Below are 25,688 nucleotides of genomic sequence, written 5' to 3'. Positions count from 1 at the left end.
TGGCTTATCATTAGCCACCTAACGACGCTCACCAAGGTTCTCCCCGGCATGCTGGCAATTTTCCTCACCACCCTCACCATCACCGCGCCGGTGTTTGCCATGTTGTTCCTGGGGGTGCTGCTCAAGCGCATCAACTGGATCAACGACAACTTTATCCACACGGCTTCCTCGCTGGTGTTCAACGTCACCATGCCGGCGCTGCTGTTCCTGGGCATCTTGCATGCCGACCTGCACTCGGCGCTCAAGCCGGGGTTGCTGATCTACTTCGCCGTCGCCACGTTGCTCAGCTTTGCGCTGGCCTGGGGCTGGGCAATTTTCCGGTGCCCACGTGAAGACCGGGGTATCTACACCCAGGGTTCATTTCGCGGCAACAACGGGGTGATTGGCCTGGCGCTGGCGGCCAGTATGTATGGCGATTACGGTATTTCCCTTGGCGCAATTCTCGCGGCGTTGGTGATCCTGTTTTACAACACGCTGTCGACCATCGTACTGGCGGTGTACAGCCCGGTGATCAAGTCGGACCCGTGGAGCATCTTCAAGAGCGTGGTGGCCAACCCGCTGATTATCAGCGTCATCGTCGCTACGCCGTTTGCGGTGTTCCAGATTGGCTTGCCGGGTTGGCTGGAGTCTTCCGGCCGGTACCTGGCGGACATGACCTTGCCCCTGGCGCTGATCTGCATCGGAGGCACCTTGTCACTGGCGGCGTTGCGTAAAAGCGGCAGCATGGCGCTGAGTGCGAGCCTGGTGAAGATGATCGGGTTGCCGCTGGTGGCCACGCTGGGCGCCTGGCTGCTGGGGTTTCGGGGGCCGGAGTTGGGGATTTTATTTTTGTACTTCGGCGCGCCGACGGCGGCAGCGAGCTTTGTGATGGCCAGGGCGGCAGAGGGCAATCATGAGCTGGCGGCGGCGATTATTGTGATCACCACGCTGATGGCGGCGGTGACCACCAATATCGGGATTTTTGTGTTGCAGGCGGGTGGCTGGATCTGAGTTTTGTGGTGTGTGTGAGGGCCATTCGCGAGCAAGCCCGCTCTCACATTTGACTGCATTCTCATGCTGGAACTTGGTCAAATGTGGGAGCGGGCTTGCTCGCGAAGGCTATATAACAGTCACTGCTGATCCGCCTGATACGCCTCGATCACTTCCTGCGCCGCCCGAAACGCATCAATCGCTGCCGGCACGCCGGCATACACCGCGCAATGCAGCAACGCCTCACGAATCTCTTCCACCGTGCATCCATTGTTCAGCGCACCGCGCACATGCCCCTTGAGTTCCTGCGGGCACTTGAGGGCGGTGAGGGCGGCGAGGGTGATCAGGCTGCGGGTCTTTAGCGGCAGGCCTTCGCGGTTCCACACACTGCCCCAGGCGTGCTCGTTGACGAAGTCCTGCAGCGGCTGGGTGAACTCGGTGGCATTGCCCAAGGCGCGGTCGACGAACACATCGCCCATGACCTGGCGACGCATTTCAACCCCGGGCTTTTTCTGATCGGTCATTTCGATTCCCTCTTGTGTTGGCGGCGCCAGGCTTGCAGCGTGCTGAACAACAGGAAAGCCACCAGCACTGGCAGGACGTAATACAGCATCAGGTGTTCAAGCTTGTTGGCCAGGGGCATGCCAGTGGTGAAGGCCATCACGTGCAGCCCATAGGCCAGGTACAGCCCCAAAAAGACCAGGCCCTCGGCGCGGGTCACGCGGTAGCCGATGTAGAACACCGGCAGGCACAGCACCAAGGCTGCGAGCATCACCGGCAGGTCAAAGTCCAGGGCGTTGGGCGACACCGACAGCGGTGAAGGCGCCACCAGGGCGGTAAAGCCCAGCACCCCCAGCAGGTTGAACAGGTTGCTGCCGATCACGTTGCCGACGGCGATCTCCCGCTCGCCACGCAGAGCGGCGATCAGTGAAGTGGCCAGGCAAGGCAGTGAGGTGCCGACGCCGATCAGTGTCAGGCCGATAATGCGTTCCGACAGGCCCAGGTCCCCAGCCACATCCACCGCGGCGCCCAGCAGCAGATGACCGGCGAGCACCAGGATCAGCAGCCCGCCCAGCATCAGCAGCACACTGCTTAGCCACGGAGCGCGGGCTACCGTGTCCAGCGTGCGTGGGCGACGTGAATGGCGAGTCTGGTAGTGCAGTACGCCGAGATAAGCGAGCAGGGCAATCAGCAGCACCAGGCCATTGGCGGGCGTGAGTTCTTCATTCGCCGCCAGCACAAATACCAACAGCCCCGCGAGGATCATCACCGGGATATCCAGGCGCACCAACTGACGTGAGACCCGTAGCGGAATAATCAGCGCCGACAGGCCCAGGGTCACCAGGATGTTGAAGATACTGCTGCCAATCACGCTGCCCACCGCAATATCGGTATTGCCGGCCAGGGTGGCTTGCAGGCTGACGGTCATCTGCGGCGCGCTGCTGCCGAACGCCACGACGGTCAAGCCGATGATCAATGGCCGCACCTTAAGGCTGGCGGCGAGACGCACGGCAGCGCGCACCAGGATTTCGGCGCCGATGATCAGCAGTACAAGGCCGCTGACCAACTCCAGCAGGCTCCAGGGTGAGAGGGCGGTTAATCCGAAAATGACCGGTCCTCCATGGTTAGTTGCCCAAGGCTTGCACGCGCACGCGCGCCGTGCCGCTGCTGATCATGCCCAACTGCTCGGCAGCCTTGCGTGACAAGTCAATCAAGCGCCCTCGGGTATGCGGGCCGCGATCATTGATGCGCACAACCACGGATTTGTCGTTGTCGAGATTGGTGACCTTGACCTGGGTGCCGAACGGCAATTGCCGGTGGGCGGCGGTCAGGGCGTTCTGGTTGAAAGGTTCACCGCTGGCGGTCTTGTTGCCATGGTGCTTGGCGCCGTAATAGGTGGCGGTGCCGGTTTCGTCGTAGCCGTTGGGGTTGATGAGGCCGCTGGCGCATCCGGCCAACAGGGAGAACAGGGCCAGGAGGCCAAGTAGACGCTTCATTTTCTGAGCTGCCCCAAATACAAATGTGGGAGCGGGCTTGCTCGCGAATGCGGTGTGTCAGCTAAATATGTATTTACTGGTCCACCGCATTCGCGAGCAAGCCCGCTCCCACAGGGGGTCCGAGTCGAGCATGAAATCTCACCCGGACCATTCATCGCTGTCAGCCTTCGAGCTTGCTTTTCAGCAATTCGTTCACCTGTTGCGGGTTGGCCTTGCCTTTGGAGGCTTTCATCGCCTGGCCCACAAAGAAGCCGAACATCTTGCCGCGCTTGGCCTCGTCTGCCGCGCGGTATTGCTCGACCTGCTCGGCATTGGCCGCAAGCATTTCATCCAGAACCGCCGAAATCGCGCCGCTGTCGGTGACTTGCTTGAGGCCGCGCTTCTCGATGATTTCGTCGGCACTGCCTTCGCCTGCAGCCATCGCCTCAAACACAGTCTTGGCAATTTTGCCGGAGATGGTGTTGTCCTTGATGCGCAGCAGCATGCCGCCCAACTGCTCGGCGGTAACCGGGGCTTCGTCGATTTCCAGGCCCTGTTTGTTCAACAGGCTGCCCAGCTCAACCATCACCCAGTTGGCCGCCAGCTTGGCGTCACCGGCAATGCTCACGACTTTTTCGAAGTAGTTGGCTTGCTCACGGCTGGAAGCCAAGACGCTGGCATCGTAGACCGACAGGCCGAACTGCTCCTGGAAGCGCTCGCGTTTTTGCTGCGGCAATTCCGGCAGGGTGGCGCGCACGTCATTGAGGAACGAGTCCTCGATGACCACCGGCAACAGGTCCGGGTCGGGGAAGTAACGGTAGTCGTTGGCTTCCTCTTTGCTGCGCATGGCGCGGGTTTCGTCTTTGTTCGGATCGTACAGGCGGGTCTGCTGGATGACCTTGCCGCCGTCTTCGATCAGCTCGATCTGGCGACGGACTTCGCTGTTGATCGCCTTCTCGATGAAGCGGAACGAGTTGACGTTCTTGATCTCGCAGCGCGTGCCGTACTCGGCCTGGCCCTTTGGGCGGATCGACACGTTGCAGTCGCAACGCAGCGAGCCTTCGGCCATGTTGCCGTCGCAGATGCCCAGGTAGCGCACCAGCGCGTGGATGGTCTTGACGTACGCCACGGCTTCCTTGGCGCTGCGCATGTCAGGCTCGGAGACGATCTCCAGCAGCGGCGTACCGGCGCGGTTCAGGTCGATACCGGTCGCGCCCGGGAATTCTTCGTGCAGGCTCTTGCCGGCGTCTTCTTCCAGGTGGGCGCGGGTGACGCCGACACGCTTGATGGTACCGTCTTCCAGCGGGATATCCAGGTGGCCCTTGCCGACAATTGGCAGTTCCATCTGGCTGATCTGGTAGCCCTTGGGCAGGTCCGGGTAGAAGTAGTTCTTGCGCGCGAACACGTTGTGCTGGCCGATCTCGGCGTCAATCGCCAGGCCAAACATCACCGCCATGCGCACCGCTTCCTGGTTCAGCACGGGCAGAACGCCGGGCATGCCCAGGTCTACCAGGCTGGCCTGGGTGTTCGGCTCGGAACCGAACGTGGTGGCACTACCGGAGAAAATCTTCGATTGGGTGGCGAGCTGGGTATGAATCTCCAGCCCGATCACAACTTCCCATTGCATAGTGTTCTCCTCAGAAGCCGGTAGGGGTGCGAGTGTGCCAGTCGGTGTGCAACTGGTACTGGTGCGCCACATTGAGCAGGCGGCCTTCCTGGAAATACGGGGCGAGCAGTTGCACGCCGACCGGCAGGCCGTCGACGAAACCCGCTGGCATGGACAAGCCCGGCAAGCCCGCGAGGTTGGCGGTGATGGTGTACAGGTCTTCGAGGTACGCAGCCACCGGGTCGCCATTCTTGGCGCCGAGCTTCCAGGCCGGGTTCGGCGTGGTTGGGCCGAGGATCACGTCGACTTCTTCAAAGGCTGCCATGAAGTCGTTCTTGACCAGGCGACGGATTTTTTGCGCCTTGAGGTAGTACGCGTCGTAGTAGCCGGCCGACAGGGCGTAGGCACCGACCATGATGCGGCGTTGTACTTCGGCGCCGAAGCCTTCGCCACGGGAGCGTTTGTACAGGTCGGTAAGGTCTTTCGGGTTTTCGCAGCGGTAGCCGAAACGCACGCCGTCGAAACGCGACAGGTTCGAAGAGGCCTCTGCCGGTGCGATCACGTAGTACGCAGGAATGGCGTGCCCGTTGTTCGGCAGGCTGACTTCCTTGATCACGGCGCCGAGCTTTTCCAGCTCCTTGACGCTGTTGTGCACAAGCTGGGCGATGCGTGGGTCGAGACCGGCGCTGAAGTATTCCTTCGGCACACCGATGCGCAGGCCTTTGATCGAGGTGTTGAGGCTGGCGCTGTAGTCCGGCACCGGCTCATCGATGCTGGTGGAGTCCTGTTTATCGAACCCGGCCATACCTTGTAACAAAATTGCGCAGTCTTCGGCGGTGCGTGCCAAAGGGCCGCCCTGATCGAGGCTGGACGCATAGGCGATCATGCCCCAGCGGGAAACGCGACCGTAGGTCGGCTTCAAACCGGTGAGGTTAGTGAAGGCGGCTGGCTGGCGGATGGAACCGCCGGTGTCGGTGGCCGTGGCCGCCGGCAGGAAGCGCGCCGCAACGGCGGCGGCCGAACCACCAGACGAACCGCCTGGCACGTGTTCCAGGTTCCACGGGTTTTTCACCGCGCCGTAGTAGCTCGACTCGTTGGCCGAACCCATGGCGAATTCGTCCATGTTGGTCTTGCCCAGGGTCACGGCCCCGGCTGCAGCCAGCTTGGACACCACGGTGGCGTCGTAGGGCGCCTTGAAGTTGTCGAGCATCTTGGAGCCGCAACTGGTGCGAATGCCCTGGGTGCAGAACAAGTCCTTGTGGGCGATTGGAGCACCCAGCAACGCGCCATTTTCACCGTTGGCGCGACGCACGTCGGCGGCCTTGGCCTGGCTCAGGGCCAGCTCTTCGGTGAGGCTGATGAAGCTGTTGACCTTTGGATCGTGCTCGGCGATGCGCGCAAGCAGGGTCTTGGTCAGCTCTTCGGAAGAAAACTTTTTGTCGGCGAGACCGCGGGCGATCTCGGCCAGAGTCATGTGATGCATGAAAGGCTCTTTCCCTTTAGTCGATGACTTTCGGAACCAGGTACAGGCCGTTTTCGACCGCTGGCGCGATGGACTGGTAGGCCTCGCGATTATTGCGTTCGGTCACGACGTCTGCACGCAGGCGCTGGCTGGCTTCCAGCGGGTGCGCCAGGGGCTCGATGCCGTCGGTATTCACGGCCTGCATTTGGTCAACCAGCCCGAGAATGCTGTTCAGGGCTGCGGTGGTCTGTGGAAGATCGGCTTCATTCAGGCCAAGCGAGGCCAGATGCGCGATTTTTTCCACGTCGGAGCGTTCAAGCGCCATGGGATTCTCCAGTGGAAAACAGAACGGAGGGCGTCCGTGTGTTAGATTGTCGGAACACTACCGCATTTCTACGGTCATATGGCCGCGATTGTGGGGGTTGGTGCACAGAAAGTCGGCCAATTTAGCACATTGGCGCCTTGCCCAAAATCCCTGTCGTTGTTAGAGTTTGCCGCACTTTTTTACCCACGCGTTGCCTAGGGTCCTTTCCCCATGTTCAAGAAACTGCGTGGCATGTTTTCCAGCGATCTCTCCATTGACCTGGGCACTGCCAACACCCTTATTTACGTGCGCGAGCGCGGTATCGTCCTGAATGAGCCATCGGTTGTGGCTATTCGGACCCATGGTAATCAGAAAAGTGTCGTTGCCGTTGGCACCGAGGCCAAGCGCATGCTCGGCCGTACACCAGGCAATATTGCTGCCATTCGTCCGATGAAGGACGGCGTGATCGCCGACTTCAGCGTCTGCGAGAAGATGCTGCAGTACTTCATCAACAAGGTTCACGAAAACAGTTTCCTGCAGCCTAGCCCTCGAGTGCTGATCTGCGTTCCATGCAAGTCCACCCAGGTTGAGCGTCGTGCCATCCGTGAATCGGCCCTTGGTGCCGGTGCTCGTGAAGTGTTCCTGATCGAAGAGCCAATGGCTGCTGCGATCGGTGCCGGCCTGCCGGTTGAAGAAGCGCGCGGTTCGATGGTGGTGGATATCGGTGGTGGTACCACTGAAATCGCCCTGATCTCCCTGAACGGTGTGGTGTATGCCGAATCCGTACGCGTGGGCGGCGACCGTTTCGACGAAGCGATCATCACTTATGTGCGTCGTAACTACGGCAGCCTGATCGGTGAATCCACTGCAGAGCGCATCAAGCAGGAAATCGGTACCGCTTACCCAGGCGGCGAAGTACGCGAAGTCGATGTGCGCGGTCGCAACCTGGCCGAAGGCGTTCCACGTGCTTTCACCCTGAACTCCAACGAAGTGCTTGAGGCTCTGCAAGAGTCCCTGGCAACTATCGTTCAGGCCGTGAAGAGCGCCCTGGAGCAATCGCCGCCGGAACTGGCTTCCGATATCGCCGAGCGTGGCCTGGTACTGACCGGTGGTGGTGCCTTGCTGCGCGACCTCGACAAGCTGCTGGCCCAGGAAACTGGTTTGCCGGTGATCGTCGCCGAAGACCCGCTGACCTGCGTTGCCCGTGGCGGTGGTCGTGCACTGGAAATGATGGATAAACACACCATGGACCTGCTCTCCAGCGAATAAGCCTGGTTGAACGGTTCATGCTTGGCCAACAGGCAGCACTTTGCAGTGCTGCCTGTTGGCGTTTATCTTCTTCAATCTGCATCCAGGCCGGTTAGATGCCGTATGAATAAAGAAAACATTTGCCTGGGAGGAGCGGCTTATTAAACCGCTTTTCGCCAAAGGCCCCTCATTGGGCGTGCGCCTGTTGGTGCTGGTCGTGCTTTCGGTCGCGCTGATGGTGGTCGATGCCCGCTTTGCACTGCTCAAGCCCGTGCGCAGCCAGATGTCGCTGGTGCTGATGCAGACATACTGGATCACCGACCTGCCGCAACGTCTCTACCAGGGCGTGGCCAGCCAATTTGGCAGCCGCACCGAGCTGGTCGCCGAGAACGAAAAACTCAAGACTGAAAACCTGCTGCTGCAGGGGCGCATGCAAAAGCTGGCGGCCCTCACCGAGCAGAACGTTCGGTTGCGTGAGTTGCTCAATTCTTCCGCATTGGTCAACGAAAAGGTCGAAGTGGCCGAGTTGATCGGCATGGACCCCAACCCCTTCACCCATCGCATCATCATCAACAAGGGTGAGCGCGACGGCGTGGTGCTGGGTCAGCCGGTGCTCGATGCCCGTGGCCTGATGGGGCAGGTGGTCGAGTTGATGCCCTACACCTCGCGGGTATTACTGCTGACGGACACCACCCATAGCATTCCAGTGCAGGTGAACCGCAACGGCTTGCGGGCGATTGCCAGCGGTACCGGTAACCCCGAGCGCCTGGAGTTGCGTCACGTCGCCGACACTGCCGACATCAAGGAAGGCGACCTGTTGGTCAGCTCCGGCCTCGGCCAGCGTTTCCCGGCAGGTTACCCGGTGGCGACGGTCAAGGAAGTGATCCATGACTCCGGCCAGCCGTTCGCCATTGTGCGTGCGGTGCCGACTGCCGCCCTGAACCGCAGCCGCTACCTGCTGCTGGTGTTCAGCGACAACCGCACTCCCGAAGAGCGCGCCAATGACGCCGCACAGGCGCAGGAAGCGGAAGACAAGCAAAACGGGATTGCGCCGATCGTGCCTGCAACGGTGCCAAAGCCGGCATTCGTCGGGCCACCCGCGCCTGCGCCTGCTGCTGCGGCACCCGTCGCAACACCGGTCAAGCCTGCGGCCCACAGTGCGCGTGCTGCAAAACCGGCTGCAACCAAGCCACCGGTCGCGACGCCTGCTGCCAAGCCTCCGGCGGCCGCCCCGGCCACTACACGGCAGAGGGAGGAATAATGGCCGGTACTCATTCGCGCAATGGCTGGATCGTCTGGCTGACTTTTGCCATCGGCTTGTTACTCAGCGTTTCGCCATTGCCGCAATTCATGGAAATCCTGCGCCCGCTCTGGCTGGCGCTGCTGCTGGCGTTCTGGTCACTGAACCTGCCGCACAAAGTCGGCATGGTCACGGCGATGTTCCTGGGCTTGGCGGAAGATGTGCTGTATGGCACCTTGCTGGGGCAGAACGCGTTGATTCTGACGCTGATCACCTTCCTGGTGCTGTCATTGCAGCAGCGTTTACGCATGTTCCCGATGTGGCAGCAGTGCCTGGTGATCCTGGTGATCTTCGGCCTGGCGCAGCTGGTTCAACTGTGGCTCAGTGCTTTGACCGGCAACCGCCAGCCGACCCTGGCGTTGGTTCTGCCGGCCCTGGTCAGTGCGCTGCTGTGGCCTTGGATCAGCTTCGGTCTACGTGGGTTACGTCGTCGCTATAAAATCAATTGAATGGATTGCGAGGCTCTGCCTGGTTATCGAGCCCCTCAGGGAGAGTCTGCAATGAATTCGCTTTATCTGGCCTCGGGCTCCCCGAGGCGGCGTGAACTGCTGACCCAGATCGGTGTGCCCTTCACCGTGGTCAGCGCCGCTATTGATGAAACTCCTCTTACAAATGAATCCGCCGTTTCGTACGTCGAGCGTCTTGCCCGTGGCAAGGCAACGGCGGGTTTTGCTGCGCTCGAAAACACCACCGGCATGTGTGTACTGGGTGCCGATACGGCCGTGATTGTCGATGGCAATATCCTCGGAAAACCCGTTGACCAGGCCGATGCTCTGGCGATGCTGATGGCATTGGCGGGGCGTGAACATGAAGTGCTCACTGCTGTTGCGCTTACAGACGGGCAGCGTTGCGTAACTCGATGTGTAAGCAGTCGTGTGCTTTTTCGCGGGATTTCTATCGAGGAAGCGACCACCTACTGGCACAGTGGTGAGCCTCAGGACAAGGCGGGCGGCTATGCTATCCAGGGGTTGGGTTCGGTATTTGTCGCCGGTCTCAATGGCAGCTATTCCGCCGTGGTAGGCCTGCCGGTGTGCGAAACCGCAGAACTGCTGGGCCAATTCGGCATACCCTGTTGGCAAAACCTTACCGCGCGCTGAACGCCTGACTTGCGCGCCCAGCCTTAAGCGATTGGTCACTATTGTGAAAACGCCTGAACGAGACCCAGCCATGAGTGAAGAGATTCTGATCAATATCACGCCGATGGAATCGCGCGTGGCGGTGGTAGAGAACGGTGTTCTGCAAGAAGTGCACGTCGAGCGCACCCAGAAGCGCGGGATCGTCGGCAATATCTACAAGGGCAAGGTGGTGCGCGTATTGCCGGGGATGCAGGCAGCCTTCGTCGATATCGGGTTGGACCGTGCTGCGTTTATCCATGCTTCGGAAATTTCCCTGCGCGAAGGTCCGGCGGTGGAAAGCATCAGCGCCCTGGTGCATGAAGGGCAGAGCCTGGTGGTGCAAGTTACCAAGGACCCCATCGGCTCCAAGGGCGCACGCCTGACCACTCAGTTGTCGATTCCCTCGCGCTATCTGGTCTACATGCCGCGCACTGCTCATGTCGGGATTTCCCTGAAAATCGAAGATGAAGCCGAGCGCGAACGCCTGAAAAAAGTCGTCAGCGACTGCGTGGCTGCCGAAGGCATCAAGGAAGCGGGCGGGTTTATCCTGCGTACCGCCGCCGAGGGGGCCGGCGCTGACGAAATCCTTATGGACATCCGCTACCTGCGGCGCCTGTGGGACCAGATCGGCGCGCAGATCAAGACGATTGGCGCGCCGAGCGTGATCTATGAAGACTTGGGCCTGGCCCTGCGCACCTTGCGCGACCTCGTCAGCCCGAAGATTGAGAAGATTCGCATCGACTCGCGGGAAACCTTCCAGCGCACCACGCAATTCGTGGCCGAGCTGATGCCGGAAATTGCTGATCGACTGGAACACTATCCCGGCGAACGGCCTATCTTTGACCTGTATGGCGTCGAAGATGAGATCCAGAAGGCCCTTGAGCGCAAAGTGCCGCTCAAGTCCGGTGGCTATCTTGTGGTGGACCCGGCGGAAGCCATGACCACCATCGACGTCAACACCGGCGCTTTCGTAGGGCATCGCAACCTCGAAGAAACGATCTTCAAGACCAACCTCGAAGCGGCCACTGCGATTGCCCGCCAACTGCGCCTGCGCAACCTGGGCGGCATCATCATCATCGACTTCATCGACATGGAAGATGAAGAGCACCAACGCCAAGTGCTGCGCACCCTCGAAAAACAGCTGGAGCGTGATCACGCCAAGACCAATATCATCGGCATCACCGAATTGGGCTTGGTGCAGATGACGCGCAAACGCACGCGCGAAAGTCTTGAGCAGGTGCTGTGTGAACCGTGCAGCAGTTGCCAGGGACGTGGCAAGTTGAAGACCCCGGAAACGGTTTGCTACGAGATTTTCCGGGAAATTCTGCGGGAGGCGCGGGCTTACCAGGCTGAAGGTTATAGAGTGCTTGCCAACCAAAAAGTGGTCGATCGCCTGCTGGACGAAGAGTCCGGTAACGTCGCTGAACTGGAGGGGTTTATCGGCCGCACGATTCGCTTCCAGGTCGAAACCATGTATTCCCAGGAACAATACGACGTGGTGCTGCTCTGATCCCCATTCGCTCTTATTTACGAGACCGGCAGGCGTTGATCTGCTGTCCGACTACTGCTTTGAGGGTCGCCTGACATGGAGCGTCTGACACGCTTTTTTGCCGCTTTGACCCGCTGGGGCCTGGGCCTCTGTGCCTTGTTGCTGGTGTTTGCTGCGTTGTATGTAAGCCTGGGGCGGGAATTGACGCCGCTGGTGGCGGAATACCGCGCTGAAATTGAAGCCAAGGCCCAGGCCGCAGTGGATATGCCCCTGCACATCGGCAGCCTTGAAGGTCGTTGGAGTGGTTTCGCCCCCATATTGCTGGCCCACGACGTGATGGTCGGTGAGGGCAACAGCGCACTGCGCCTGGACCAGGTCGAAGTAGTACCGGACATCTGGGCCAGTCTGATGGCGCGCGAAGTGCGCATTGCCCATTTGGAAGTCAGCGGCCTGCAACTCAGCGTGAAGGAAGACAAGGACGGCCACTGGGCGCTGCAAGGGGTGCCTGTACAGGACGACCAGCCGCTGGACCCGGAGCAGTTGCTCACGCGTATGCAGATGGTCAAGCGCGTATCGCTGCTCGACAGCCAGGTTACCCTGCAGCCATTCGACCAGGCCCCGATGACGCTGACGTATGTAGGCTTGAGCCTGCACACCGGCATGACGCGCCAACGGCTGGACGCACGCTTGACCCTGCCTGATGGCCAGCCTTTGGCTGTCAGCCTGCGTACCCGCATTCGCGCAAGCCAATGGAAGGACGGTGAAGTCCAGGCCTACCTCAGCTTGCCGCAGAGTGATTGGGCCAAGTGGATCCCGGCCAAGCTGACTCAACAGTGGAAGCTCACCCAATTCAAGGCCGGCGGCGAGTTCTGGCTGACATGGGCCAAGGGGACTGTGCAAAGCGCGGTGGTGCGCCTCAACTCGCCACAGGTGGCGGGCAGCTACGCCGACCGTAAGCCGGTGCATATCGAAAATCTGGCACTGACGGCCTACCTGCAACGCAGTGAGACGGGTCTTGAAGTGCTGTTCGACTCACTGGCGATGAACCTTGGTGAAACTCGTTGGGAGTCGCGTCTGCAGTTGCAGCAAACCCTGGCTTCCGACAAGGACTTGGAGGTCTGGAAACTTCAGGCCGACCGCCTGGACCTGACGCCCATCACGCCGTTGCTGAATGCCCTGGCGCCGTTACCGGAAGGCGTCGCCAAAACCATCGAACACCTGAAAGCCACCGGCATGCTGCGTAACGTGCTGGTGGATTTTCGCCCTCAAGACACTTCCGATCAGAAAGTCAGTTTCGCCGCCAACCTGGAGCGCATCGGCTTTGATGCCTACTTCGGTGCGCCCGCTGCGCGTAACGTCTCCGGCAGCATCAGCGGTGACCTCGGCCATGGCGAGTTACGCATGGACAGCAAGGACTTTTCCCTGCACCTCGACCCGATTTTCGCCAAGCCGTGGCAGTACATCCAGGCCAATGCGCGACTGACGTGGAAGCTGGACAAGGAAGGTTTCACCTTGATCGCCCCGTATATCAAGGTGCTGGGTGAAGAGGGTAAGGTCGCTGCCGACTTCTTGATTCGCCTGCATTTTGATCAGGCGCAAGAAGACTATATGGACCTGCGGGTCGGCATGGTCGATGGCGATGGGCGTTTTACCCCTAAATACCTGCCGGCGGTGTTGAGCCCGGCGTTGGATGAATGGCTGCGCACTGCGATCCTCAAGGGTGCGGTGGATGAGGGTTTCTTCCAATACCAAGGCTCGCTGAACCACGATGCGTTGCCGGCTTCGCGCAATATCAGCCTGTTCTTCAAGGTGCATGATGCTGAACTCGCGTTCCAGCCAGGCTGGCCCCATGTCAGCAAGGTCAAGGGCGAAGTGTTCGTCGAGGAGAGCGGCGTGCGCATCCTGGCCAGCAAGGGCCAGTTGCTCGATACCAAGGTCAAGGACATCTACGTCAACATTCCCCATGCACCTGCGGGCAAGGACAGTCATCTGTTGCTGACCGGCGGTTTTGCCGGTGGACTGGGTGATGGCTTGAAAATCCTTCAGGAAGCGCCGATCGGTACGGCATCGACGTTTGCCGGCTGGAAGGGCGATGGCGACCTGCAAGGCAGCCTTGACCTGGATATCCCGCTGGCCAAGGACGCCGAGCCGAAAATCGTGGTGGACTTCAAGACCGACAAGTCACGCCTGCAATTGGCTGAGCCGACGCTGGACCTGACCCAGCTCAAAGGGGATTTCCGCTTTGACAGTGCCAAGGGCCTCAGTGGCCAGACCATCTCCGCCCAGGCGTTTGATCGGCCTATCACTGCGCAAATAACTGCTGACGGTAAACCGGGCAAAATCAGCACTCGGGTGACGGCCAAGGGCCAGGTCACCGTCAAGCGGCTGACCGACTGGCTGAAAATCACTCAGCCATTGCCGGTGTCTGGCGACATTCCGTACCAGTTGCAGCTGAACCTGGACGGCGCGGACAGCCAGTTGATGGTCAGTTCCAGCCTCAAGGGCGTGGCGGTGGACTTGCCGGCTCCGTTCGGCATGCCGGCCAGCCAAGGTCGCGATAGCACATTCCGCATGACCCTGCAGGGCGCCGAGCGCCGTTATTGGTTCGATTACGGCGAGCTGGCGAACTTCACCTTCGCCGCACCGCCGGACAAGTTCAATGAGGGCCGAGGTGAGTTGTTCCTCGGTGATGGCGATGCACTGCTGCCGACGAGCAAGGGGTTGCGCATTCGTGGCGTGTTGTCGGAGCTGGATATCGACCCCTGGAAGAAACTGGTCGATCGATACGCAGGCAATGACCCAGGCGGCAGCGCCAAGCAATTGCTCAATAGCGCCGATTTCAAGGTAGGCAAGCTGAGCGGTTTTGGCACCCAATTCGAACAGGTCAACCTGCAACTGGACCGCAAGCCGGCGGCGTGGGGCTTGCAACTCGACAGCCTGCAAGCCAAGGGCAGCGTAAACCTGCCGGACGCCAAAGGCGCACCGATCGTGGTCAACCTGCAATACGTGAAGTTGCCCGCTCCCGACCCGACGGTGCAGGCAAACGAGAACGCGCCCGATCCACTGGCGGATATCGACCCCAAGGACATTCCGGCGTTGGATATCTCGATTGCTCAGCTGTTCCAGGGGCCTGACCTGGTGGGGGCCTGGTCGTTGAAGATCCGACCAACCGCCAAGGGCATGGCCTTCAATAACCTGGACTTGGGGCTCAAGGGCATGCAGCTCAAAGGCGCCGGTGGTTGGGAAGGCACGGCAGGCGATAGCAGCAGTTGGTACAAGGGCCGTCTGGATGGCAAGAATATTGGCGATGTGCTCAAGGGCTGGGGGTATGCCCCTACCGTCACCAGCCAGGATTTCCATCTGGACGTAGACGGACGCTGGCCCGGTTCACCGGCTTATGTCGGGCCCAAGCGCTTCTCTGGCAGCCTGGATGCGGCGTTCCGCAACGGTCAGTTTGTGGAAGTGGAGGGTGGGGCCCAGGCCCTGCGGGTGTTCGGGTTGCTTAACTTCAACTCCATTGGTCGCCGACTGCGCCTTGATTTCTCTGACTTGCTCGGCAAGGGCTTGAGCTACGATCGGGTAAAAGGTTTGTTGGCCGCCAGTAATGGCGTGTTCGTCACCCGTGAGCCGATCACCATGACCGGGCCGTCGACCAACCTGGAGCTCAACGGCACCCTCGACTTGGTGGCCGACCGTGTCGACGCCAAGTTGCTCGTTACGTTGCCGGTCACCAACAATCTGCCGATTGCTGCGCTGATCGTCGGTGCGCCGGCCATTGGTGGTGCTTTGTTCCTGATCGACAAGTTGATCGGTGATCGGGTGTCGCGTTTTGCCAGCGTGCAGTACAAAGTGGAAGGCCCTTGGAAGGACCCGAAAATCACCTTCGACAAGCCATTTGAAAAACCAAACTGAGAGCCTGTGGAGTAGCATGGCCGCATGCCTATTACGGAGTGTCGGCCCATGTCCTTTGCGGTAATTCAAATGGTCAGCCAGAGCGATGTGCTGGCCAATCTGGCTCAGGCCCGACGCCTGCTGGAACAAGCAGCAGCGGCCGGAGCAAAGCTTGCGGTACTCCCGGAAAACTTCGCCGCCATGGGCCGTCGCGACGTCGCCGACATCGGCCGCGCCGAGGCCTTGGGCGAAGGCCCGATCCTGCCGTGGTTGAAACAGACCGCCCGCGACCTCACCTTATGGATAGTGGCCGGTACTTTACCGCTGCCCCCAGAAGGCCAGCCGAACGCCAAGTCCAATGCCTGCTCATTGTTGGTCGATGATCGCGGTGAAATCGTTGCCCGCTACGACAAGTTGCACCTGTTCGATGTCGATGTTGCAGATACACGCGGTCGTTATCGGGAATCCGACGACTATGCTTTCGGGAGCAATGTAGTGGTGGCGGATACGCCGGTTGGCCGTTTGGGCCTGACAGTGTGTTACGACCTGCGCTTTCCCGAGTTGTACAGCGAGCTGCGCGCAGCGGGGGCCGAGTTGATTACTGCACCTTCGGCCTTTACGGCAGTGACCGGTGCCGCGCACTGGGACGTGCTGATTCGCGCCAGGGCCATCGAGACCCAGTGCTATCTGCTGGCGGCCGCCCAGGGTGGTGTGCATCCGGGGCCACGGGAAACCCATGGACATGCGGCGATTGTCGACCCGTGGGGGCGTGTACTGACGCAACAGGATCAAGGCGAAGCGGTGTTGTTGGCCGAGCGCGATAGCAGTGAACAGGCGTCGATACGGGCGCGCATGCCGGTGGTCAACCATCGGCGCTTTTTCTCGCAGGGCGCACAGCGGCCTGCTTCGGAACGATGAATTTAAGGCCAAACCTATGAGCGAGTTGTTGTCCTCAGTCAGTGAACACCTCCTGGCACCCGGTGGCGTGACCATCGAAAGTTTGCAAACCGTGCTGGGCGATCTCGCCGGGCCAGGCATCGATGCGGCTGACCTGTATTTTCAGGGGCAGATCTCCGAGTCCTGGGCGCTGGAAGATGGCATCGTCAAGGAAGGCAGCTTCAACCTTGACCAGGGTGTAGGCGTGCGTGCGCAGTCCGGTGAGAAAACCGGCTTTGCCTACAGCAACGCAATCACGCTGGAAGCCTTGGGCCTTGCGGCGCGTGCTGCACGTTCGATCTCCCGAGCCGGTCAAAATGGCACGGTGCAGGCGTTCAGCACCCAGGATGTGGCCCAGTTATATGCGCCGGATAACCCTCTGGAAGTGATCAGCCGCGCTGAGAAGGTCGAGTTGCTCAAGCGTGTCGACGCCGCCACTCGTGCATTGGACCCGCGTATCCAACAGGTCACCGTGAGCATGGCCGGTGTGTGGGAGCGCATCCTGGTGGCGTCCACCGATGGTGGCTTGGCGGCAGACGTGCGGCCGTTGGTGCGGTTCAACGTCAGTGTGATCGTCGAGCAGAACGGTCGCCGCGAGCGCGGTGGCCATGGGGGTGGCGGGCGTACCGATTACCGCTATTTCCTCGCTGAAGACCGCGCCATGGGTTATGCCCGTGAGGCGCTGCGCCAGGCACTGGTCAACCTGGAAGCCATTCCTGCGCCGGCCGGTACCTTGCCGGTGGTGCTGGGTTCGGGTTGGTCCGGCGTGTTGTTGCACGAAGCGGTCGGCCATGGCCTGGAAGGCGACTTCAACCGCAAAGGCAGTTCAGCCTACAGCGGGCGCGTGGGCGAGATGGTTGCGTCCAAGCTGTGCACCATTGTCGATGACGGCACCTTGGCCGGTCGCCGGGGCTCGTTGAGTGTGGACGATGAAGGCACGCCAACCGAGTGCACCACCCTGATCGAAAACGGCGTGCTCAAGGGCTACATGCAAGACAAGCTCAATGCGCGCCTGATGGGCGTCGCGCGTACCGGTAACGGCCGCCGTGAATCCTACGCGCACCTGCCGATGCCGCGTATGACCAATACCTACATGCTCGGTGGCGAAAGCGATCCAGCGGAAATCATCGCCTCGGTCAAGCGCGGGATCTATTGCGCCAACCTCGGCGGCGGCCAGGTGGATATCACCAGCGGTAAGTTCGTGTTCTCCACCAGTGAGGCGTACCTGATCGAAGACGGCAAGATCACCGCGCCGGTCAAAGGCGCAACGTTGATCGGCAACGGGCCGGAGGCGATGAGCAAGGTGTCGATGGTCGGTAACGACCTGTCGCTGGACAGCGGCGTGGGCACGTGCGGGAAAGATGGGCAGTCGGTGCCGGTGGGTGTCGGCCAGCCAACGCTGAAAATTGATGCGATCACCGTGGGTGGCACGGGCTCGTAAGGGATGTGGAGCTTCGGGTGGCGAAGGTCGCCACCCGGGGAAGGGATCAACGCAGGCCGCGTTGGGTCTCGTCCAGCTCACGGATGTACTTGAAGATTTTACGGCTGGTGGCCGGCGCTTTGTTATGCGCCAGCTCGTGCTGGGCCTGACGGATCAGGGAGCGCAGTTGCTGGCGGTCCGCGTCCGGGTAGTCCACCACGAATTTCTCCAGCACAGCGTCATCGCCCGAGATCAGGCGGTCACGCCAACGTTCCAGGTTGTGGAAACGTTCGTTGTACTGGCGAGTGGAGGCATCGGTTTGGTCGAGCAAGGTCAGAATGGCGTCAATGTCTTGGTCGCGCATCAGTTTGCCGATAAACGAGATGTGCCGTTTACGCGCGATATTCGCGGTGTGCTTGGGCGCATCGGCCAAGGCTCGACGCATTTCGTCGGTCAGTGGCAGTTTTGCAATCAAATCCTTCTTGAGCGTTGTAAGGCGCTCGCCGAGGTCAACCAGAGCATGCAGCTCACGTTTGACCTGGGTTTTGCTTTTCTCCCCATCGAGGGAGTCGTCGTAAGAATCAACCATGGTGGCAGTCCGCAAAGAAACGCCGCCATGATAACCAGTCGGGGGCCGCTTGTCCGGCCCGGTCGCTCGATGGCCTTAACCGAAAGCAGAATTTGAGTGGAGAAAACCATGAGTGCAGCCCAAAGCGTCGGTCCGCAAGCGTTACCGGCACTGCAGGAACAAGTCGAGCAGATCCTTGCCGAGGCCAAGCGCCAGGGGGCCAGTGCCTGTGAAGTGGCGGTGTCGCTGGAGCAGGGGCTGTCGACTTCGGTACGTCAGCGGGAAGTGGAAACCGTCGAATTCAACCGTGACCAAGGGTTTGGCATCACCTTGTACATGGGACAGCGCAAAGGTTCGGCCAGCACATCGGCCAGCGGCCCAGAGGCGATTCGTGAAACCGTTGCCGCCGCGCTGGCAATTGCCAAGCACACCTCTGAAGACGAATGCTCGGGTTTGGCTGACAAAGCCTTGATGGCCAAGGAATTGAAAGACTTTGATCTATTCCACGCCTGGGACATCACGCCCGAGCAGGCGATCGAGCAGGCGTTGGCCTGCGAAGCGGCCGCATTCGACGCCGATGCCCGCATCAAGAACGCTGATGGCACCACGTTGAGCACACACCAGGGCTGCCGTGTGTATGGCAACAGCCATGGTTTTATCGGCGGTTATGCGTCTACGCGCCATAGCTTGAGTTGCGTGATGATCGCCGAAGCCAATGGCCAGATGCAGCGCGATTACTGGTACGACGTGAATCGCCAGGGTGAATTGCTGGCAGACCCAGCCAGCATTGGCCAGCGCGCTGCGCAACGTGCCGCGAGCCGTTTGGGCGCGCGTCCGGTGCCGACCTGCGAGGTGCCGGTGCTGTTCTCGGCGGAACTGGCCGGCGGTTTGTTCGGCAGTTTCCTGGGGGCGATTTCCGGTGGGAACCTCTATCGAAAATCGTCGTTCCTGGAAGGCTCGATTGGTCAGAAGCTGTTCCCAGAGTGGCTGACCATCGATGAGCGCCCGCACTTGATGCGTGCCATGGGCAGTTCGGCGTTCGACGGTGATGGCCTGGCGACTTATGCCAAGCCGTTTGTCGAGAGCGGTGAGTTGGTGTCCTACGTACTGGGCACTTATTCTGGCCGCAAACTCGGTTTGCCAAGCACGGCCAACTCTGGCGGAGTGCATAACTTGTTCGTCACCCATGGCGATGAAGACCAGGCAGCGCTGCTACGTCGTATGGGGCGTGGCTTGTTGGTGACCGAACTGATGGGCCACGGCCTGAACATGGTCACCGGTGACTACTCCCGTGGTGCGGCGGGTTTCTGGGTAGAGAACGGCGAAATTCAATTCGCCGTTCAGGAAGTGACCATCGCCGGCAACATGCGCGACATGTTTAAGCAGATTGTCGCGGTGGGTAGCGATCTGGAATTGCGCAGTAACATCCGCACAGGTTCGGTACTGATTGAGCGGATGACTGTCGCTGGTAGCTGATTCTTCCGTCGTTTTAACAAAAAGGCGCGCCATCTCACGGATGGCGCGCCTTTTTTTGTGGCTGCCCTAAAGGTGTATTAATGCGCCACTCTTGTTTTGATTCTCAATATCATTTAATAATAAATATCATTACCGAATGAGTGTGGATCATGAGTTCTGTCCTGCATGAGGATCCTTATCTGGAAAGCTGGCGCTGGATGAGTCGCCAGATTCGCTGCGGCCTCAATCCCGACGAGCCGCGCCTGATCGAACATTACCTCAATGAGGGTCGATACCTGGCGTGCTGCACAGCCACCCATCCGTGGACGATCGCTGAAACCTCATTCCGTCTGCTGCTCGACACCGCCAACGATATCGCGCTGCCCTGGCATTGGCGCTCTATGTGCCTGGACCAAGCCTGGCGCCCCCTGCGTGACCTGGAAAAACTCTCTCACTGTGCCTGCCGCCTCAAGCGCTGGCAGAGCTTTGCGTGGCGATTGGCGACCTGCGAATTGCTGCCGTCTATTTCTCACTCCGACCTGGTGCAAGGATCTAACGATGAGTAACACCCGTATCGAACGCGACAGCATGGGCGAGCTGCAAGTGCCGACCGAGGCCTTGTATGGCGCACAAACCCAGCGCGCGGTGAACAACTTCCCGATCAGCCACCAACGCATGCCGGCGCAATTCATTCGCGCGCTGATCCTGGCCAAGGCCGCTGCAGCCAAGGTCAATGTCGACCTCAAGCAGATCAGTGAAGGGCAGGGCAAAGCCATTGTCGATGCTGCCCAGGGTTTGCTGGAAGGCGATTTCATGCAGCACTTCCCGGTGGATATCTTCCAGACCGGTTCCGGCACCAGTTCCAACATGAACGCCAACGAAGTCATTGCCACACTCGCCACGCGTTTGCTCGGCGAGGCGATCAACCCCAACGATCACGTGAACTGCGGGCAGAGCAGTAACGACATTATCCCGACCACTATCCACGTCAGCGCCGCGCTAGTCCTGCACGAGCAAACCTTGCCGGCCCTGTTGCATCTGGTTCAGGTAATCGAGCAGAAGGCCGAGGAAGTCCATCCGTTCATCAAGACCGGCCGCACTCACTTGATGGATGCCATGCCGGTGCGCATGAGCCAGGTGCTCAATGGGTGGGCGCAGCAACTCAAGGCCAATATCGTTCACCTCCAGGACCTGCTGCCCAGCCTGCAGTCCCTTGCACAGGGTGGTACCGCCGTCGGTACCGGGATCAATGCCCACCCGGAATTTGCCGCGCGCTTCAGCCAGCAATTGAGCAACCTGACGGACGTGAAATTTACGCCGGGCAAAAACCTGTTCGCGCTGATCGGCTCCCAAGACACCGCCGTCGCGGTTTCTGGTCAATTGAAGGCCGTTGCTGTCTCGTTGATGAAAATCGCCAATGACCTGCGTTGGATGAACTCCGGCCCTTTGGCCGGCCTCGGTGAAATCGAGTTGGAGGGGCTGCAGCCTGGATCCTCGATCATGCCTGGCAAGGTCAACCCGGTGATTCCGGAAGCGACAGCCATGGTGGCTGCACAAGTCATTGGCAATGACACGGTAATTACTGTTGCCGGTCAATCGGGCAACTTCGAGCTCAATGTGATGCTGCCGATCATCGCCCAGAACCTGCTCAGTAGCCTGGAACTGTTGGCCAATTCCAGCCGTTTGCTGGCGGACAAGGCGATCGCCAGCTTCAAGGTCAACGAAGCCAAGCTTAAGGAAGCGCTGTCGCGTAACCCGATCCTGGTCACCGCACTCAACCCGATCATTGGTTACCAGAAAGCCGCTGAAATCGCCAAGAAGGCCTATCAACAAGGCCGCCCGGTGATTGATGTCGCCCTTGAGCACACCGACTTGCCCCGCAGCCAACTGGAAGTCCTGCTGGACCCGGAAAAGCTCACAGCTGGCGGCGTGTAATCACCGACTCTGCTTTGGAGGCTCACCATGGAGCACTGGAAACGCACGATCGAACGGGCCAATCGCTGCTTTATGGCAGGCGAATTGGTTGACGCTCGCGAGGCCTATTTGCAAGCCCTGGCCCTGGCCCAAGTGTTATTCGAACGCTGGGCGGATGCCGACGAAGCGGTGGCGGCTTGTGTTATTTCCCATCACAACCTGGCGGACCTGCACCTGCGTCTGAACCAGCCGGAGGAAAGCGCGGAATACCTCTGCGCCATTCACCAGCGTCTGTTGCAGACCATGCAGGACCCACGCCTGAGCCCGCAATTGCGGGAGGCGGCGCTGCGTCAGAGCAGCAAGACCTACGTCGAACTGTTGAATTTCATCAGCGATCACGGCGAGTACCCACGCACCCATCGCTTGCTGGGCGGCACTGCGGCGCAAACGGATGCGTCGACCCGCAACAGTCCCTATTACGGAGCTCATTGAAATGTCTTACACCTTGCCTGCCTTGCCTTACGCCTACGACGCCCTGGAGCCGCATATCGATGCGCAAACCATGGAGATCCACTACACCAAACACCATCAGACCTACATCAACAACCTCAATGCCGCGGTCGAGGGCACCGAGTTCGCGGGCTGGCCGGTCGAGAAGCTGGTGTCCAGCGTTCAGCAATTGCCGGAAAAACTGCGCGCGGCAGTGATCAACCAAGGTGGCGGCCACGCCAACCATTCGCTGTTCTGGGCGGTGATGTCGCCTAAAGGTGGTGGCAAGCCAGAGGGTGCGCTTGGCAAGGCCATCGATGAACAGTTGGGTGGTTTCGATAGTTTCAAAGAGGCCTTCACCAAAGCCGCGCTTACTCGCTTCGGCAGTGGCTGGGCATGGTTGAGCGTGACCCCGCAAAAGACCCTTGTGGTGGAAAGCAGTGGCAACCAGGACAGCCCGCTGATGAACGGCAACACGCCGATCCTGGGTCTGGACGTCTGGGAGCACGCCTACTACCTGCTATACCAGAACCGTCGCCCGGAATATATCAATGCCTTCTACAGCGTCATCAATTGGCCGGAAGTCGCTGCGCGCTACCAGGCCGCGCTGGCCTGATACCCACCCTATAACAAGATCTAAGGCCGACTATGGGCACTGAAACACTGGCGATCAGCAGCGGGCGAATGTTTCGTTATGCGTTTGGCTCGCTGCTGCTATTGGCAGGTACTGCATTGCTGGTGGCCCACGGGCTGGAGTGGCTGAACCTGGAGCCGCGCATTTTACGGGCCCTGCAAGGCGGCGCGATTTGTGCGCTCGGTACGGCGCTTGGTGCGGTGCCAGTGTTGGTGATTCGGCGGATGCCGGTGGCGCTGAGCGACACTTTGCTGGGCTTTGGGGCCGGAGTGATGCTGGCGGCAACCGCTTTTTCGTTGATCGTGCCTGGCATTGCCGCCGCTGAAACCCTCGGGCTCTCGCCTTGGGGCGCCAGTGGGTTGATCAGCTTCGGCATCATGCTCGGAGCATTCGGGCTGTATCTGGTCGACCGTAAGGTATCCGGCGCCAGTCCGGAAATGCTCGTGGGCACGCCAGATAACCCGGTGATCCCGCCGCGCATCTGGCTGTTCGTGTTCGCCATCATCGCCCACAACATTCCGGAAGGCATGGCGGTGGGTGTTTCGGCGGGCGGGGGCATGCCCGACGCAGATAGCCTGGCCATGGGCATTGCCTTGCAGGACGTGCCGGAAGGGCTGGTGATTGCATTGGTATTGGCCGGGGCAGGGATGTCGCGGGTCAAGGCGTTCTTGATCGGTGCTGCGTCAGGCTTGGTCGAGCCAGTGTTTGCTGTGCTTTGCGCTTGGCTGGTGAGCTTGGCCGAGGTGCTATTGCCGCTGGGGCTAGCCCTGGCAGCTGGTGCAATGCTGTTGGTGGTGACGCATGAGGTAATCCCCGAGTCGCGGCGCAATGGTCACGAAAAGCTGGCTAGCCTGGGGTTGTGCATCGGTTTTTGCTTGATGATGGTGATGGATACCGCGTTGGGGTGAAGCCGTTGCGGCTTCACGCCCGTCTCAAAGGGTGGGTTTACTCACCCTCATCAAAGAAGTTATTGATCAGCGCCACAAGCGCGTTCATTGCTTCGTCTTCTTGCTCGCCTTCGGTTTTCAAATGAATCTTGGTGCCCTTGCCAGCGGCTAACATCATCATGGCCATGATGCTTTTGCCATCGACCATGGATTCCGGCGTGCGCCCGGCGCGAATCTGGCAGGGAAACTGCCCGGCAACCCCGACGAATTTGGCCGAGGCACGGGCATGCAGGCCCAGCTTGTTGATGATTTCAATTTCCAGAGCGGGCATCGCGCAGGTGTTCCTTTCAGCTAAGGTCGCGGTGGCGGACCTGGACGTTCTTGAGGGTTTTTTGTAGCACCTGGCCCAAACGCTCGGTCAGGTAGACCGAGCGGTGGTGGCCGCCGGTGCAACCAATAGCGATGGTGACATAGGCCCGGTTGCTGGCGGCAAAACGCGGCAGCCACTTGAGTAAGTAGCTGGAAATGTCCTGGAACATCTCTTCTACGTCCGGTTGCGCCGCCAAATACTCGGCCACCGGTTGATCCAGCCCGGATTGCTCGCGCAGCTCCGGCTTCCAATAGGGGTTGGGCAGGCAGCGCACGTCGAACACCAGGTCGGCATCCACCGGCATGCCCCGTTTGAACCCAAAAGACTCCACGAGAAACGCAGTGCCGGGTTCCGGCTGATTCAGCAGGCGTAGCTTGATGGCATCGCGCAACTGGTACAGGTTGAGGCTGGTGGTGTTGATCTTGAGATCGGCGAGGTCAATGATCGGGCCCAGCAGCTTGGTTTCATCTTCGATGGCTTCGGCCAGGGAGCGATGTGGGCTGCTGAGGGGGTGGCGTCGACGTGTCTCGGAGAAACGCTTGAGCAAGGTCTCTTCGTCGGCATCCAGGTACAGCACATCACAATGAATATGCTTGGCCCTGACTTCTTCAAGCAATATCGGGAAACGTTCAAGATGGCTGGGCAGGTTGCGGGCATCGATCGAAACGGCGACCAGGGGCTGGGCCAGTTCAGTATGGATCAGCGCGCGTTCCGCCAGTTCAGGCAGCAGGCCAGCGGGCAGGTTGTCGATGCAATAGAAACCGTTGTCCTCAAGAACGTTGAGGGCGGTACTTTTACCCGAGCCGGAGCGGCCGCTGACGATGATCAAACGCATGATTACTGCCCGTTCTGTTCATCCAGGACAACCTGGTACAGCGCCTCATTGCTGCTGGCACTGCGCAGTTTGTCGCGTACTTCCTTGCGGTCGAGCATGCTGGCGATCTGCCGAAGCAGTTCCAGGTGCGCATCGGTGGCAGCCTGCGGGACCAGCAGTACAAACAGCAGGTCTACCGGGGCGCCGTCGATGGCGTCAAAATCGATGGGTGCTTCCAAGTGCAGCAATGCGCTGACGGGTGTCTCGCAGCCTTTGAGGCGGCAGTGAGGAATGGCGATGCCGTTACCAAAACCGGTTGATCCAAGTTTTTCACGAGCAATCAGAGCGTCGAAGACATCTTGCATCTCCAGATCTGGCACTTCGCGCGCGATCAGGTTGGCAATTTGTTCGAGGGCTTTCTTTTTACTGCCGCCCGGCACGTTCACAAGGGAACGGCCGGGGGTCAGGATGGTTTCAAGTCGAATCATGGGTGGGGAGTGTTAGCGGCCTGTGCCCTGAAGAAGGCTCTGCTGCTTTTCCTTATGCTTTTTAAGTTGGCGGTCAAGCTTGTCAGTCAAGGCATCGATCGATGCATACATGTCTTCATGCTCGGCATTGGCGACTACTTCGCCACCGGGAATCTGTAGGGTCGCTTCGATTTTCTGCTGAAGTTTGTCGACCTTCATGATCACTTGCACATTGGTGATCTTGTCAAAATGACCCTCAAGCCTTTTCAGCTTCTGCTCGACGTAGTCGCGCAGTGGAGGGGTGACTTCTACATGGTGTCCACTGATGTTGACTTGCATACAGCTTCTCCTTCGTTGCCAGTGCATAAAGCGGC

Annotated in this window: 26 protein-coding genes; 15 read left to right on the top strand and 11 right to left on the bottom strand. The window is 59.9% G+C overall.

Going from position 1 to position 25,688, the window contains the following annotated elements; translation table 11 throughout:
• Window positions 1-48 precede the first annotated feature (48 nt).
• Window positions 49-990 carry an AEC family transporter gene (locus HF257_RS25280; protein WP_185708349.1) on the top strand — a complete coding sequence of 314 codons (942 nt, stop codon included), beginning with the start codon at window positions 49-51 and terminating at the stop codon, window positions 988-990.
• Between the two features lie 119 nt (window positions 991-1,109).
• Here the strand turns inward: HF257_RS25280 and HF257_RS25275 are convergent, their stop codons facing one another.
• From HF257_RS25275 to gatC, 6 genes are all read right to left on the bottom strand, one after another.
• On the bottom strand, window positions 1,110-1,493 hold the full coding sequence (locus HF257_RS25275; protein WP_053254400.1) for a carboxymuconolactone decarboxylase family protein: 384 nt from the start codon (window positions 1,491-1,493) through the stop codon (window positions 1,110-1,112).
• On the bottom strand, window positions 1,490-2,545 hold the full coding sequence (locus tag HF257_RS25270) for a calcium/sodium antiporter (RefSeq protein ID WP_185708452.1): 1,056 nt from the start codon (window positions 2,543-2,545) through the stop codon (window positions 1,490-1,492). Before HF257_RS25270 ends, HF257_RS25275 begins: the two co-directional genes overlap by 4 nt.
• A 49-nt stretch (window positions 2,546-2,594) precedes the next feature.
• Window positions 2,595-2,966 (bottom strand): septal ring lytic transglycosylase RlpA family protein, encoded by a 372-nt coding sequence (locus tag HF257_RS25265; RefSeq protein ID WP_185708350.1) that lies wholly within the window; start codon window positions 2,964-2,966, stop codon window positions 2,595-2,597.
• Between the two features lie 160 nt (window positions 2,967-3,126).
• Window positions 3,127-4,572, bottom strand: coding sequence for an Asp-tRNA(Asn)/Glu-tRNA(Gln) amidotransferase subunit GatB (gatB, locus tag HF257_RS25260; protein ID WP_185708351.1), 1,446 nt, complete (start codon window positions 4,570-4,572; stop codon window positions 3,127-3,129).
• A 10-nt stretch (window positions 4,573-4,582) separates the two neighbouring features.
• Complete coding sequence (gatA, locus tag HF257_RS25255) at window positions 4,583-6,034, bottom strand: Asp-tRNA(Asn)/Glu-tRNA(Gln) amidotransferase subunit GatA (RefSeq protein ID WP_185708352.1); 1,452 nt, start codon at window positions 6,032-6,034, stop codon at window positions 4,583-4,585.
• Between the two features lie 16 nt (window positions 6,035-6,050).
• Window positions 6,051-6,338: an Asp-tRNA(Asn)/Glu-tRNA(Gln) amidotransferase subunit GatC gene (gatC, locus tag HF257_RS25250; protein WP_003171764.1), complete on the bottom strand. Its 288-nt coding sequence runs from the start codon at window positions 6,336-6,338 to the stop codon at window positions 6,051-6,053.
• A 210-nt stretch (window positions 6,339-6,548) separates the two neighbouring features.
• Between gatC and mreB the strand changes: the two genes are divergently transcribed.
• The 8 genes from mreB to tldD all read left to right on the top strand — a co-directional run bounded on the left by mreB (window position 6,549) and on the right by tldD (window position 17,737).
• On the top strand, window positions 6,549-7,586 hold the full coding sequence (gene mreB, locus HF257_RS25245) for a rod shape-determining protein MreB (RefSeq protein WP_002555108.1): 1,038 nt from the start codon (window positions 6,549-6,551) through the stop codon (window positions 7,584-7,586).
• Between the two features lie 139 nt (window positions 7,587-7,725).
• Window positions 7,726-8,826, top strand: a complete 1,101-nt coding sequence (mreC, locus tag HF257_RS25240; protein ID WP_185708453.1) for a rod shape-determining protein MreC — start codon at window positions 7,726-7,728, stop codon at window positions 8,824-8,826.
• Window positions 8,826-9,314, top strand: coding sequence for a rod shape-determining protein MreD (mreD, locus tag HF257_RS25235; protein ID WP_003171788.1), 489 nt, complete (start codon window positions 8,826-8,828; stop codon window positions 9,312-9,314). Before mreC ends, mreD begins: the two co-directional genes overlap by 1 nt.
• Before the next feature lie 51 nt (window positions 9,315-9,365).
• On the top strand, window positions 9,366-9,962 hold the full coding sequence (locus tag HF257_RS25230) for a Maf family protein (RefSeq protein ID WP_185708353.1): 597 nt from the start codon (window positions 9,366-9,368) through the stop codon (window positions 9,960-9,962).
• A 70-nt stretch (window positions 9,963-10,032) separates the two neighbouring features.
• Window positions 10,033-11,490, top strand: a complete 1,458-nt coding sequence (gene rng, locus HF257_RS25225; protein WP_010213134.1) for a ribonuclease G — start codon at window positions 10,033-10,035, stop codon at window positions 11,488-11,490.
• Window positions 11,491-11,565: 75 nt separating this feature from the next.
• Entirely contained in the window at window positions 11,566-15,381 is a 3,816-nt protein-coding gene (locus HF257_RS25220) for a YhdP family protein (RefSeq protein WP_185708354.1), read from the top strand.
• Window positions 15,382-15,429: 48 nt separating this feature from the next.
• Complete coding sequence (locus HF257_RS25215) at window positions 15,430-16,278, top strand: carbon-nitrogen hydrolase family protein (RefSeq protein WP_185708355.1); 849 nt, start codon at window positions 15,430-15,432, stop codon at window positions 16,276-16,278.
• Between the two features lie 16 nt (window positions 16,279-16,294).
• The gene (tldD, locus tag HF257_RS25210; protein WP_185708356.1) at window positions 16,295-17,737 is read left to right on the top strand and encodes a metalloprotease TldD; all 1,443 of its coding nucleotides are present in this window, start codon (window positions 16,295-16,297) and stop codon (window positions 17,735-17,737) included.
• A 46-nt stretch (window positions 17,738-17,783) separates the two neighbouring features.
• Here the strand turns inward: tldD and yjgA are convergent, their stop codons facing one another.
• Window positions 17,784-18,305 (bottom strand): ribosome biogenesis factor YjgA, encoded by a 522-nt coding sequence (gene yjgA, locus HF257_RS25205; protein WP_033899348.1) that lies wholly within the window; start codon window positions 18,303-18,305, stop codon window positions 17,784-17,786.
• A 108-nt stretch (window positions 18,306-18,413) separates the two neighbouring features.
• Here yjgA and pmbA point away from each other — a divergent pair, with 108 nt between their 5' ends.
• The 6 genes from pmbA (at window position 18,414) to HF257_RS25175 (ending at window position 23,684) form a co-directional block, all read left to right on the top strand.
• Entirely contained in the window at window positions 18,414-19,760 is a 1,347-nt protein-coding gene (gene pmbA, locus HF257_RS25200; RefSeq protein ID WP_185708357.1) for a metalloprotease PmbA, read from the top strand.
• Window positions 19,761-19,909: 149 nt separating this feature from the next.
• Window positions 19,910-20,305 (top strand): FagA protein, encoded by a 396-nt coding sequence (locus HF257_RS25195; RefSeq protein ID WP_185708358.1) that lies wholly within the window; start codon window positions 19,910-19,912, stop codon window positions 20,303-20,305.
• A complete protein-coding gene (locus HF257_RS25190; RefSeq protein ID WP_185708359.1) occupies window positions 20,298-21,674 on the top strand; it encodes a class II fumarate hydratase in 1,377 nt (458 codons plus the stop codon). Before HF257_RS25195 ends, HF257_RS25190 begins: the two co-directional genes overlap by 8 nt.
• Before the next feature lie 27 nt (window positions 21,675-21,701).
• Window positions 21,702-22,145: a hypothetical protein gene (locus HF257_RS25185; protein WP_185708360.1), complete on the top strand. Its 444-nt coding sequence runs from the start codon at window positions 21,702-21,704 to the stop codon at window positions 22,143-22,145.
• Between the two features lies 1 nt (window position 22,146).
• Complete coding sequence (locus tag HF257_RS25180; RefSeq protein ID WP_065900714.1) at window positions 22,147-22,758, top strand: superoxide dismutase; 612 nt, start codon at window positions 22,147-22,149, stop codon at window positions 22,756-22,758.
• Between the two features lie 32 nt (window positions 22,759-22,790).
• On the top strand, window positions 22,791-23,684 hold the full coding sequence (locus tag HF257_RS25175) for a ZIP family metal transporter (RefSeq protein ID WP_185708361.1): 894 nt from the start codon (window positions 22,791-22,793) through the stop codon (window positions 23,682-23,684).
• Window positions 23,685-23,721: 37 nt separating this feature from the next.
• Here HF257_RS25175 and HF257_RS25170 read toward each other — a convergent pair whose 3' ends face one another.
• The 4 genes from HF257_RS25170 to hpf are packed head-to-tail and all read right to left on the bottom strand — an operon-like array spanning window position 23,722 to window position 25,653.
• Window positions 23,722-23,994: an HPr family phosphocarrier protein gene (locus tag HF257_RS25170; RefSeq protein WP_185708362.1), complete on the bottom strand. Its 273-nt coding sequence runs from the start codon at window positions 23,992-23,994 to the stop codon at window positions 23,722-23,724.
• 16 nt (window positions 23,995-24,010) lie between these two features.
• Window positions 24,011-24,868 carry an RNase adapter RapZ gene (gene rapZ, locus HF257_RS25165; RefSeq protein ID WP_185708363.1) on the bottom strand — a complete coding sequence of 286 codons (858 nt, stop codon included), beginning with the start codon at window positions 24,866-24,868 and terminating at the stop codon, window positions 24,011-24,013.
• A gap of 2 nt (window positions 24,869-24,870) precedes the next feature.
• Complete coding sequence (gene ptsN / locus HF257_RS25160; protein WP_061435337.1) at window positions 24,871-25,335, bottom strand: PTS IIA-like nitrogen regulatory protein PtsN; 465 nt, start codon at window positions 25,333-25,335, stop codon at window positions 24,871-24,873.
• 12 nt (window positions 25,336-25,347) lie between these two features.
• Window positions 25,348-25,653 (bottom strand): ribosome hibernation-promoting factor, HPF/YfiA family, encoded by a 306-nt coding sequence (gene hpf, locus HF257_RS25155; RefSeq protein ID WP_105696165.1) that lies wholly within the window; start codon window positions 25,651-25,653, stop codon window positions 25,348-25,350.
• Window positions 25,654-25,688 lie beyond the last annotated feature (35 nt).

The organism is Pseudomonas cremoris, from assembly GCF_014230465.1.
This window is presented reverse-complemented; position numbering and strand designations above follow the sequence as displayed.

Bases quoted from the DNA above. Each gene is read 5' to 3' on its own strand.
- mreB (WP_002555108.1), top strand. From the start codon at position 6,549: ATGTTCAAGAAACTGCGTGGCATGTTTTCCAGCGATCTCTCCATTGAC.
- yjgA (WP_033899348.1), bottom strand. From the start codon at position 18,305: ATGGTTGATTCTTACGACGACTCCCTCGATGGGGAGAAAAGCAAAACC.
- hpf (WP_105696165.1), bottom strand. From the start codon at position 25,653: ATGCAAGTCAACATCAGTGGACACCATGTAGAAGTCACCCCTCCACTG.
- mreD (WP_003171788.1), top strand. From the start codon at position 8,826: ATGGCCGGTACTCATTCGCGCAATGGCTGGATCGTCTGGCTGACTTTT.
- HF257_RS25190 (WP_185708359.1), top strand. From the start codon at position 20,298: ATGAGTAACACCCGTATCGAACGCGACAGCATGGGCGAGCTGCAAGTG.
- HF257_RS25280 (WP_185708349.1), top strand. From the start codon at position 49: ATGCTGGCAATTTTCCTCACCACCCTCACCATCACCGCGCCGGTGTTT.
- pmbA (WP_185708357.1), top strand. From the start codon at position 18,414: ATGAGTGCAGCCCAAAGCGTCGGTCCGCAAGCGTTACCGGCACTGCAG.
- rapZ (WP_185708363.1), bottom strand. From the start codon at position 24,868: ATGCGTTTGATCATCGTCAGCGGCCGCTCCGGCTCGGGTAAAAGTACC.
- rng (WP_010213134.1), top strand. From the start codon at position 10,033: ATGAGTGAAGAGATTCTGATCAATATCACGCCGATGGAATCGCGCGTG.
- HF257_RS25180 (WP_065900714.1), top strand. From the start codon at position 22,147: ATGTCTTACACCTTGCCTGCCTTGCCTTACGCCTACGACGCCCTGGAG.
- HF257_RS25275 (WP_053254400.1), bottom strand. From the start codon at position 1,493: ATGACCGATCAGAAAAAGCCCGGGGTTGAAATGCGTCGCCAGGTCATG.
- HF257_RS25195 (WP_185708358.1), top strand. From the start codon at position 19,910: ATGAGTTCTGTCCTGCATGAGGATCCTTATCTGGAAAGCTGGCGCTGG.
- HF257_RS25185 (WP_185708360.1), top strand. From the start codon at position 21,702: ATGGAGCACTGGAAACGCACGATCGAACGGGCCAATCGCTGCTTTATG.
- gatB (WP_185708351.1), bottom strand. From the start codon at position 4,572: ATGCAATGGGAAGTTGTGATCGGGCTGGAGATTCATACCCAGCTCGCC.
- gatA (WP_185708352.1), bottom strand. From the start codon at position 6,034: ATGCATCACATGACTCTGGCCGAGATCGCCCGCGGTCTCGCCGACAAA.
- HF257_RS25220 (WP_185708354.1), top strand. From the start codon at position 11,566: ATGGAGCGTCTGACACGCTTTTTTGCCGCTTTGACCCGCTGGGGCCTG.
- gatC (WP_003171764.1), bottom strand. From the start codon at position 6,338: ATGGCGCTTGAACGCTCCGACGTGGAAAAAATCGCGCATCTGGCCTCG.
- HF257_RS25170 (WP_185708362.1), bottom strand. From the start codon at position 23,994: ATGCCCGCTCTGGAAATTGAAATCATCAACAAGCTGGGCCTGCATGCC.
- HF257_RS25230 (WP_185708353.1), top strand. From the start codon at position 9,366: ATGAATTCGCTTTATCTGGCCTCGGGCTCCCCGAGGCGGCGTGAACTG.
- HF257_RS25215 (WP_185708355.1), top strand. From the start codon at position 15,430: ATGTCCTTTGCGGTAATTCAAATGGTCAGCCAGAGCGATGTGCTGGCC.
- HF257_RS25265 (WP_185708350.1), bottom strand. From the start codon at position 2,966: ATGAAGCGTCTACTTGGCCTCCTGGCCCTGTTCTCCCTGTTGGCCGGA.
- ptsN (WP_061435337.1), bottom strand. From the start codon at position 25,335: ATGATTCGACTTGAAACCATCCTGACCCCCGGCCGTTCCCTTGTGAAC.
- HF257_RS25175 (WP_185708361.1), top strand. From the start codon at position 22,791: ATGGGCACTGAAACACTGGCGATCAGCAGCGGGCGAATGTTTCGTTAT.
- tldD (WP_185708356.1), top strand. From the start codon at position 16,295: ATGAGCGAGTTGTTGTCCTCAGTCAGTGAACACCTCCTGGCACCCGGT.